The 9,416-nt window shown below is 72.8% G+C and carries 9 protein-coding genes; 7 read left to right on the top strand and 2 right to left on the bottom strand.

Features of this window, described 5'->3' with window-relative positions:
• Positions 1 to 125: 125 nt before the first annotated feature.
• Positions 126 to 785: an endonuclease NucS gene (gene nucS, locus LDL48_RS11955; protein WP_225255133.1), complete on the bottom strand. Its 660-nt coding sequence runs from the start codon at positions 783 to 785 to the stop codon at positions 126 to 128.
• 61 nt (positions 786 to 846) lie between these two features.
• Here nucS and LDL48_RS11950 point away from each other — a divergent pair, with 61 nt between their 5' ends.
• The 6 genes from LDL48_RS11950 (at position 847) to LDL48_RS11925 (ending at position 8,045) form a co-directional block, all read left to right on the top strand.
• The gene (locus tag LDL48_RS11950) at positions 847 to 1,473 is read left to right on the top strand and encodes a DUF4126 domain-containing protein (protein ID WP_225255132.1); all 627 of its coding nucleotides are present in this window, start codon (positions 847 to 849) and stop codon (positions 1,471 to 1,473) included.
• An 8-nt stretch (positions 1,474 to 1,481) separates the two neighbouring features.
• Positions 1,482 to 2,828 (top strand): amino acid adenylation domain-containing protein, encoded by a 1,347-nt coding sequence (locus LDL48_RS11945; protein ID WP_225255131.1) that lies wholly within the window; start codon positions 1,482 to 1,484, stop codon positions 2,826 to 2,828.
• A gap of 37 nt (positions 2,829 to 2,865) precedes the next feature.
• Positions 2,866 to 5,484 carry an FtsK/SpoIIIE domain-containing protein gene (locus LDL48_RS11940; RefSeq protein ID WP_225255130.1) on the top strand — a complete coding sequence of 873 codons (2,619 nt, stop codon included), beginning with the start codon at positions 2,866 to 2,868 and terminating at the stop codon, positions 5,482 to 5,484.
• Positions 5,471 to 6,205, top strand: a complete 735-nt coding sequence (locus LDL48_RS11935) for a hypothetical protein (protein ID WP_225255129.1) — start codon at positions 5,471 to 5,473, stop codon at positions 6,203 to 6,205. Before LDL48_RS11940 ends, LDL48_RS11935 begins: the two co-directional genes overlap by 14 nt.
• 173 nt (positions 6,206 to 6,378) lie before the next feature.
• Complete coding sequence (locus LDL48_RS11930; protein WP_225255140.1) at positions 6,379 to 7,257, top strand: ABC transporter ATP-binding protein; 879 nt, start codon at positions 6,379 to 6,381, stop codon at positions 7,255 to 7,257.
• A complete protein-coding gene (locus tag LDL48_RS11925; protein WP_225255128.1) occupies positions 7,254 to 8,045 on the top strand; it encodes an ABC transporter permease in 792 nt (263 codons plus the stop codon). The genes LDL48_RS11930 and LDL48_RS11925 overlap by 4 nt, the downstream gene beginning before the upstream one ends.
• 4 nt (positions 8,046 to 8,049) lie before the next feature.
• Here the strand turns inward: LDL48_RS11925 and LDL48_RS11920 are convergent, their stop codons facing one another.
• Entirely contained in the window at positions 8,050 to 8,898 is an 849-nt protein-coding gene (locus tag LDL48_RS11920; RefSeq protein WP_225255127.1) for a 3-hydroxyacyl-CoA dehydrogenase family protein, read from the bottom strand.
• Positions 8,899 to 9,031: 133 nt separating this feature from the next.
• Between LDL48_RS11920 and LDL48_RS11915 the strand changes: the two genes are divergently transcribed.
• A complete protein-coding gene (locus tag LDL48_RS11915) occupies positions 9,032 to 9,385 on the top strand; it encodes a hypothetical protein (RefSeq protein WP_225255126.1) in 354 nt (117 codons plus the stop codon).
• Positions 9,386 to 9,416: the final 31 nt, after the last annotated feature.

Here is a 9,416-nt window from a genome sequence, read left to right as displayed (position 1 = left end):
CCCGGCCACCGCAACCACCGGCCAGCCAACCGCCACGACGTCCATATCGTCACCAGCGCAAACGCCAACCCGAAAAACAAGAAAACACATAACCCCAGACCACGCCGCACAGGTTAAAACTCAAGCTAGAAGAGCGTCAGTTCGTCGCGCTTCATGCCGCGCAGCTTGTCGTAGTCGACCACCACGCACCGGATGCCCCGGTCGGCCGCGAGCACCCTGGCCTGCGGCTTGATCTCCTGCGCGGCGAAGACCCCGGCCACCGGCGTGAGCAGCGGGTCCCGGTTCATCAGCTCGAGGTAGCGGGTGAGCTGCTCCACGCCGTCGATCTCGCCGCGGCGCTTCACCTCGATGGCCACCGCCTTGCCCTCGGCGTCCCGGCAGAGCAGGTCGACCGGCCCGATCGCGGTCATGAACTCGCGGCGGACCAGCGTCCACCCCTCCCCGAACGTCTCGGGGTGCGCGGCCAGCAGCTCCTGCAGGTGCGCCTCCACGCCGTCCTTGACCAGGCCGGGGTCGACGCCCAGATCGTACGAGGTGTCCTGGAAGATCTCCTCGAGGGTGATCCGCAGCTCCTCGCCGGCCTTGTTCACCACCTTCCAGACGCCCGGCGCCTCCTGCAGCTTGCAGGGCGGGCTCATCCAGTTCAGCGGCTTGTAGGCGCGGTCGTCGGCGTGGATCGAGACGGACCCGTCCGCCTTGACCATGAGCAGGCGCACCGCGGGCGGCAGATGCGCGGAGAGGCGGCCGACATAGTCCACGGAGCACTTCGCGATGACCAGACGCACCGCACGACAGTAGCGGACCCGGTATCCGGCGGCGTTCGCACGGCGGTGCGATGCTGAGTTCGTGCTCGAAGCGCTGACCGGGACCGGCCTCGCCGCGTCCGCCGGACTGAATGCCTACATCCCGCTGCTCACCATGGGGCTGCTCGCCCGGTTCAGCGATCTCATCGACCTGCCCACCGGCTGGCAGTGGCTGTCCAACGGCTGGGTGCTGACCATCCTGGCCGCGTTGCTGGCGATCGAGGTGGTGGCGGACAAGGTCCCGGTCGTGGACAACGTCAACGACATCGTGCAGACGGTGATCCGCCCGACCGCCGGCGGCCTCGCGTTCGGCGCCGGTTCGGCCTCCGAGACGGTCACGGTCTCCGACCCGGGCGCGTTCTTCAGCTCGCACCAGTGGGTGCCGATCGCGGCCGGCGTGGTGATCGCGCTGGTCGTGCACGGCGTGAAGGCGACCGCCCGCCCGGTGGTCAACGCCACCACCGCCGGGGCCGGCGCGCCGGTGGCCAGCACCGCCGAGGACGTCTCCAGCGTGCTGTTGTCGGTGTTCGCGATCCTGCTGCCGGCGCTCGTCCTGCTCGCACTCGGTCTGCTGGTCGGCGGCGGGTACTGGCTGCTCCGGCGGCGCCGTCGGCGCCGGCGGCAACGCCACCCGGTTGAGGGTGTCACCAGCGCCGGACTGTTTGGTTGACTGCTTCCGTGCCTGCCATCGCCGTACCCGCATTCGCGCTGACCTGGTGGCTGGCGTGCTACCTGGTGGGCCGCGACCCGGGGCGGTCCATGCTGTGGCGCGCGGCCGGGGCGCTCGTCTCCTACGCGGTGGCGGTCGCCGCCTGGACGATCGCCCCGGACGGCGCGGTGGCGCAGATCCTGCTGTGCGTACCCGCCCTGGTCTGGGCCGGCACGGCGGTGGGCCTGCTGCCCGACGAATTGCCGGAACGCCGGCAGATCGACCGCGGCTGGCTGGTGCTGTCCGCGGTGTTCCTGATGACCGTGGCCGCGTTGCCCGCCGAGGGACGGCTGGTGGCGCTGGCGCCGCTGGTCGGCGGCCTGGTGCTGCTGTGGCGCTTCGGCGACCAGGTCCGGCCCCGGATGCTGCCGGCGGCGATCACCGCGGCCGCGGTGCTGTACGGCCTCGGCCTGATCGCGCTGCTCGGCCCGGTCGACCTGGGCTCACCGGCGCTGGTGCTCGCCGCCATGGGCCTGGACCTGCTGCTGCTCGGCTATCTGGTCGCGGTGGCGGACGCGGTGGACTCCGGTGAGCGCCTGCTGCCGGACCTGCGCCGGTCGGCGGTCGGCGCGGTGGTGGCCGCCCTGCTGGCCGGTGGGCCGGCCGCGCTGACCATGCTCGCCACCGACCGGCGGATCGTCGACGTGCTGCAGTTCGCCCTGGTCGCGGTCGTGATGACGTACGCGGGCCTGGCCGGGCCGGTGCGCCGCGGCCTGGACCGGCTGGCCTTCGTGCACGACGACCGGCTGCGGCTGGACCGGGCGGCGCTGCTGCTGCTCGTCGAGGCGCTTCCGCGGCGGCGGGAACGGCACCACCTGATCACGCTCAGCGAGCCGGAGTTCCAGCGGCTCACCAAGCGGGCGCTGGACAACTTCGGCGACCTGGGCCGGTTGCTGCGCAGCCCGCTGATCGACCTGCCCACGGTGGACCGGCGGCTCACCGGCCGGGGCGCGGAGAAGCCACTGGCCCGGGCGATCGAGTTGCGGGCGGTGCTGACCGAGAGCGTGGCCCGGCTGAAGCCGCCCGGGTTGTTCGGCACCACCGAGGAGTGGCGGTACTACAACGCGCTGCACTACTGCTGCGTGCGGGGACTGCGGCCGTACGACCGGCATCCGGCGATCGACGGCCTGGACGCCGACGCGGTGCGGGCCATGGAGTGGTTCCGCCGGTACGTGCCGCGACGCCGGCTGCAGCAGTGGCAGGCCGAGGGGGCCCGGCTGGTCGCGGAGCGGCTCTGGGCCGAACTGATCCGCACCGACCCGCGGTGGCTGACCCGCGCGGGCGCCCTGGCGACTCCGCCGACACGCAACCCATAAACGCCCACCGAGGGCAAAAAGGGATAAAGTTCCCGCCGTGGGTAGCCACCGCAACGCGCTGGTCGCCGCGGTCCGGCAGGAGCTGGCCGAGGCTCGCGGGACGGCGCGGGCCGTACTCGCCGCGGCCGAGACCGCCCGGGCCGAGGCACAGCGGCGCCGCCGGGTGGTCCGCGAGGCGTACTCGACCTGCCTGGCGCAACTGGCCGAGGCACGCGACACCGCACGCACCGACATCCTGCGCCGGTACCGGACCGAGTCGGCCGCGCTGGCCAGCAACGCCGGCACGGTCGCCGCGCTGTGCGCCCCCGGGGCCGCCGGTACGCCGTGGCGGATGTGGTCACCCACCGAACCGGAACGCGGCGCCCGGACCGGACTGCTCCGGATCGGCACCATCACTCTGGAACACGTCACCATCCCCGGCCTGGTGCCGCTGCTGGACGGCGCCCACCTGAGCCTGGACGGCGACCCGGCCCAGGTCGACGGCGTTATCTCCGGCGTGCTGCTGCGGGCGCTGGGCACCACCCGGCCCGGCGAGGTCCGGCTCACCGTGTACGACCCGGAGCGGCTGGGCGGCACCCTGGCCCCGTTCGCACCGCTGGGACTGTCGTTCGTCGGCCCGGGCGGCCTCGGCGCCATGCTCGACGACCTGGTCGAGCACATCTGCCGGGTCAACGAGAGCGTGCTGGCCGGCGAGCACGCGTCGCTCGCCGCGCTCACCGCCGCCACCACCGGGCCGCGCCCGGAACCGTGGCGGGTGGTGGTGCTGCTCGCCGACCCGGACGGGGCCGAGGAACTGACCCCGGCCCAGCGCGCCCAGCTCAACCGGATCGTCCGGACCGGCGTGGCCTGCGGTGTACACCTCATCGTCCGCGGCATCGACCTGCCCGCACACCCCACCGTGGAACGGATCGTCGTGCGCGACGGCGCCGCCGTCTGCGACACCGCGGGTGACCTCACCGTCCGCCTCGACCCGCCGCCGCCGGCCGACCGGATCACCGCGTTCTGCCGGTCGGTGGCCGAACGGCTGCGCGCCGGACCGCCCCCGGCCCGCCTCGCCGACCTCATCCCGGACAAGCTGTGGACCGAGTGCAGCGCACACGAGCTGAGCGCGCCGGTCGGCGACTGCACCGACGGCTCACTGGTCGAGGTACTGCTCGGCGACGACCCGCCGCACGCGCTGATCGGCGGCCCGTCCGGCTCCGGCAAGACCAACCTGATCTACGCCTGGCTGGGCTCGATGACCGCCCGGTACGGCCCCGACGAACTCGCGCTGTACCTGCTGGACTTCAAGGAGGGCGTGTCGTTCGCCCGGTTCACTCCGGGTCCGCGGGACCCGAGCTGGCTGCCCCAGGTACGGCTGGCCGGCATCAACGTCAACGGTGACCGGGAGTTCGGCCTGGCGATGCTGCGCCACCTCGGCGAGGAACTGCGGGCCCGGGCACTGGCCGCCAAGCGCCACGACGCCACGAAGCTGGCCGAGCTGCGGGTCGAGGACCCCGCCGGGCACTGGCCGCGGATCGTGGCGGTGATCGACGAGTTCCAGGTGCTGCTGGCCGGCCGGGACGCGGTGGCCGAGGAGGCCGTCACCCTCCTCGAGGACCTGGCCCGGCGCGGCCGCTCCCAGGGCATTCACCTGGTGCTCGCCTCCCAGGACGTGTCCGGGATCGAGGCGCTGTGGGGCCGGTCCGGGCTGATCGGCCAGTTCACGCTGCGCATCGCCCTGCCCAAGGCGCGCCGCGTCCTGGCCGACACGAACCTCGCCGCCGCGGTCATCCCGCGCTTCCACGCGGTGGTCAACGCCGACTCCGGGGTGGCCGGCGCGAACCGGATCGTCCGGCTCCCGGACGCCGGTGACCGGTCCGCGTGGCAGGGACTGCAGCGGCGGCAATGGCGGCAACGGCCGGACGGCTGGGCACCACCGCGACTGTTCGACGGCGACGCGGTGCCGCGGCTGCCGGAGGCGTACCGCCCCGCCGGCCGCCCGGCCGGCGAGCCGACCACGGTGGGCTCGTCACCCGGTGCCGTCCTCGGCGAGCGGATCGACGTCGCGGCCCGCCCGGCCCGCCTGCGCCTGGGCCGGATGCCCGGACGGAACCTGGCGGTGCTCGGCACCCGGACCGACGAGGCCTGCGACATCCTGGCCGCGGCCGCGCTCTCGCTCGCCGCCCAGGGCCCGGCCCACTTCAGCGTCGCCTGCCTGGAACCGGGCGCCGAGCACGCAGCCGCACGGCTGGTCGCGGAACTGCCCGAGGCCGACTGGTACGGCGCCGCCGACCTCACCGATCTCTTCCAGGTGCCGCCCGACGGCATCCCGCACTACGTGCTCGGCTACGGCCTGGACTCGGCCGGCCCCGAACACCGGGCGGCCCTGCGGACCATGCTCACCCACGGCCCGGAACAGCGCACCCACGTCCTGGGCTGGTGGCGCTCGGTGGCCCGGCTCCGCGACGACCTCGGCGGGCCGGGCGCCCGGTTCGACGCGATCGGCGGCTGGGTGGCGCTGGACGTACACGGCGCCGAACTCGGCCCGCTCTGCCCCCAGCCCGGCGGCCCGGTCTGGTACCCGCGCCCACGCCGGGCGCTGTTCTTCGACCGCTCCGTGCATCGCTTCCCCGAAGTGATCATCCCGTACGAGGTGAACAGTGACCACGCGTGACCGTGACTACCAGATGATGATGAGCGCCCTGGCCGACGTGGCCCGGCGCCGGGACACCGAACTGGACACCGCCGACCAGGCATACCAGGACAGCACCGCGCGGGCGGCCGGGGAACTGGCCCGGGCCGACGGCGAGGCGGCCGCGGCGGACCGGTGGGCGGGCGCGGCGGCCGCGCAGGTACTGGACGTGGACCGGGAGGCGGCCCGGCTGTGGGACCAGCTGCGCCGGGCGCGCGGCGTGCGGGTGCGCACGCTGGGTGAATTCCCCGAGCCGGCACCGGTCGACGTGCTCCCCCGGGTGGCGCTGCAACGCAAGCCCGACGACGGCACCGGCACGTCCGGGCAGGAATCGGCGCGGGCCCTGCTGGCCCGGGCCGCGGAGCGGATCGACGACACGGTACGGGCACCGGCGCGCCGCCCGCTGCCCCGCTGGATGCTGCCGGTGCTGCCGCTGCTGGGCGCGCTGGTCGCGGGCGCCACCGGACTGGTCGCCGCGGGCCTGGTCACGTTCGGCGACTCCGGCATCGTGGGCGCCACGGTGATCCGCGGGCTCGGCTGGCTGGCCTTCCTGGTGGCGCCGTCGTCCGGCGTACCGGTGGCATCGTTGATCGCACACCGGCGCCTGCACGCGCGGCTGGACATCGGCGGGGTCGGCCTGACCCTGCTGGGCGGCATGGTGGCGGCCGCGATGCTGTCCCTCACGTTCGCCGGCGCCCGCTGACCACCCGCTGCGCCCGGCACCACAAGTCCACGATCGACGCCGAGGACCGCCGGCGGGCGGCCCCGGACCACGCGCCGCGCGGGCGGACGCAGGCGGACGCGGGGCAGGCGGACGCGGGGCAGGCGGACGCGGGGCAGGCGCACGCGCAACGGACGCCGTAGGGTCGGGGCATGGTGGACCGGGAGGCCGCGATCCGGGTGCGGGGATTGCGGAAGGTCTACGGCGCCCGGGCGGCCGTGGACGGCATCGATCTGGACGTGGCCGCCGGCGAGATCTTCGCGCTGCTCGGGCCGAACGGGGCGGGCAAGACCACCACCGTGGAGATTCTCGAGGGCTACCGACGACGGGACGGCGGCGAGGTGACCGTGCTGGGCGTCGATCCGGCCGTGGCGACCGGGCGGCGGGCCGCCGCCGATCCGGCCGCGCGGGGGTGGCGCCGGCGGATCGGCATCGTGCTGCAGGGCACCGGGGAGTTCGACGAGTTGACCGTGGGCGAGGTGGTCCGGCATTTCGCCCGCTTCTATCCGGACGCCGACGATCCGGCCGCGGTGATCGACCGGGTCGGGCTCACCGGCAAGGTGACGGCGCGTACGCACACGCTCTCCGGTGGGCAGAAGCGCCGTCTCGACGTGGCGCTCGGCATCGTGGGCCGGCCGGATCTGCTGTTTCTGGACGAGCCGACCACCGGCTTCGATCCGGAGGCGCGCCGCGAGTTCTGGGGACTGGTCCGGGATCTGCGGGCCACCGGCACCACCATCGTGCTGACCACGCACTACCTGGAGGAGGCGGAGGCGCTCGCCGACCGGGTGGGCGTGATCGCCGGCGGGCGGCTGATCGCGCTGGATACGCCGCGGCAGCTGGGGAACCGTGACTCGGCGCTGGCGACGGTGTCCTGGCGTACCCCGGACGGCACCTGGCATCGCACCGAGAGCGCGGCGCCGACGGCGGTGGTGACCGACCTGGCCGCGCGGTTCGACGGCGAGGTGCCGGGGCTCACGGTGACCCGGCCGACGCTCGAGGACGTCTACCTGGACATGATCGGGGCGCGATGAGTACGGCGTCGTTGGGCCTGCGGCAGGGCGGGCTGGAGATCCGGCAGTTCCTGCGCAGCCGGGAGCAGGTGATGTTCACGCTGGCGTTTCCGGCGATCATGATTCTGGTGTTCGGGTCGATCTTCACCGGGGAGATCGGCGCCGGGGTGAAGTTCACCCAGTACTTCGTGACCGGGATGATCGCCACCGGGCTGATGACGGCGGGTTTTCAGGCGCTGGCCATCCAGATTCCGATGGAACGCGACCGGGGGGTGCTCAAGCGGCTGCTCGGCACGCCGATGCCGAAGTGGGTCTACTTCGCCGGCAAGGTGTTGATGGTGGCGTTCATCGCGGTACTGGAGACCGCGATCCTGCTGGCCGTGGCCGCCCTGTTGTTCGGGCTGGATCTGCCGGACAGCGGCGCCAAGTGGCTGACCTTCCTGTGGGTGTCGGTGCTCGGCATCACCGCGTGCACGCTGTGCGGGGTGGCGTTCTCGTCGCTGGCCCGGACCGGGCGCAGCGCACCGGCGGTGGTCACACCGGTGGCGCTGATCCTGCAGTTCACCTCCGGCGTGTTCTTCGTGTTCACCAGCCTGCCCACCTGGATGCAGAACGTGGCCGCGATCTTTCCGCTGAAGTGGATGTGCCAGGGGCTGCGGGCGGTGTTCCTGCCGGAGTCGTTCGGCGCCCGGGAACCGGCCGGCTCCTACGAACTCGGCCGGGTCGCCCTGGTGCTGGGCCTGTGGTGCGTGGTCGCCCTGGTCCTGTGCCTCACCACGTTCCGCTGGACGACCCGGCGCGACGGCTAGGGCCCTAGTACGAGTAGAAGCCCTTGCCGGTCTTGCGGCCCAGGTCGCCGGCGGTGACCATGCGCTGCATCAGTTCCGGCGGGAAGAACTTGTCGTCGCCGGTGTCGTGGTAGATGTTCTGGGCGGCGTGCAGCAGCACGTCGATGCCGGTCAGGTCGACGGTCGCCAGCGGGCCCATGGTGTGCCCGAAGCCGAGCTTCATGACCGTGTCCAGGTCGGCCGCGGAGACCACCCCGGTCTCGACCAGCTTGATCGCCTCGACCACCAGCGCGGCGAACAGCCGGTTGGAGACGAAGCCGGCCACGTCCCGCTTGACCTCGACGCAGGTCTTGCCGACCTCCTCCGCGTACGACCGGGCGGCGGCCAGCGTGTCGTCCGAGGTCTGGTAGCCGCGGACCAGCTCGACGAGCTTCATCATCGGCACCGGCGAGAAGAAGTGGATGCCGACCACGGACTCCGGCCGGGCGGTCACGGCGGCGATCTGGGTGATCGGGATGGCGGAGGTGTTGGTGCCCAGGACCGCGCCGGCCTTGCAGATCTTGTCGAGCGTGCGGAACACCTCGTGCTTCGCCTCGATCCGCTCGAAGATCGCCTCCACCACGATGTCCGCGTCCGCCGCCGCGTCCAGGTCGGTGGTGGTGGTGATCCGGCTGAGCGTCTCCTCGGCGTCCTCCTCCGAGATCTTTCCCTTGGCGGCGAACCGGCCCAGGGAGTCCCGGATCGCGCTGACACCGCGGTAGAGCGAGGCATCGTCGATGTCCCGCATGGTGACCTGCCACCCGGCCTGTGCCGACACCTGGGCGATGCCAGAGCCCATCAGACCCGAGCCGATGACCGCGAGCCGACCCGCCATGTGCGTCTCCTTCGTCGCTGAAGTCCTCTGTTCACCCTAGCGAAAGGCCTTAACGAGGACTCAGCCACCGGGCCGTTGTCCCGATCGGGGCAAATCCAGGGAAAACCGTGATCGCCGGTGCCAGACTGTGCCCATGGCCACGAGCGACGGCTGGTACCTCATCGGGCCACTGGTCGCCGTCATGCTGATCGGCATCGTCGGCGTGGTGTTCTGGCGCCTCGGACTGCAATGGGTGGAACGCGCCGACGACCCGCTGCGCGAGCTGTACGGGCTGGCCATCTTCGGCGAGCAGGAGGACTACGGCCTGCTCTGCCCGGCCGCGGTGGTCGACGAGCCGGAGGTGGCCGACGACATCCGGCGGCTGCTCGCCGACGCCGGCATCCGGGCCACCCGCGCGCTCCGGCCGGACGGCCAGGTCGCCGTGCTGGTCTTTCCGGAACACATCGAGGAGGCCCGCCGGCTGGTCGGCGACCTCCCGGCCCTCTGACCTCCGGGGTACGGGCTCATGTCACGTACTC

It is taken from the genome of Jidongwangia harbinensis (genome assembly GCF_020216025.1).
In the GTDB taxonomy this organism is placed as follows: Bacteria; Actinomycetota; Actinomycetes; order Mycobacteriales; family Micromonosporaceae; genus Actinoplanes; species Actinoplanes harbinensis.
This window is presented reverse-complemented; position numbering and strand designations above follow the sequence as displayed.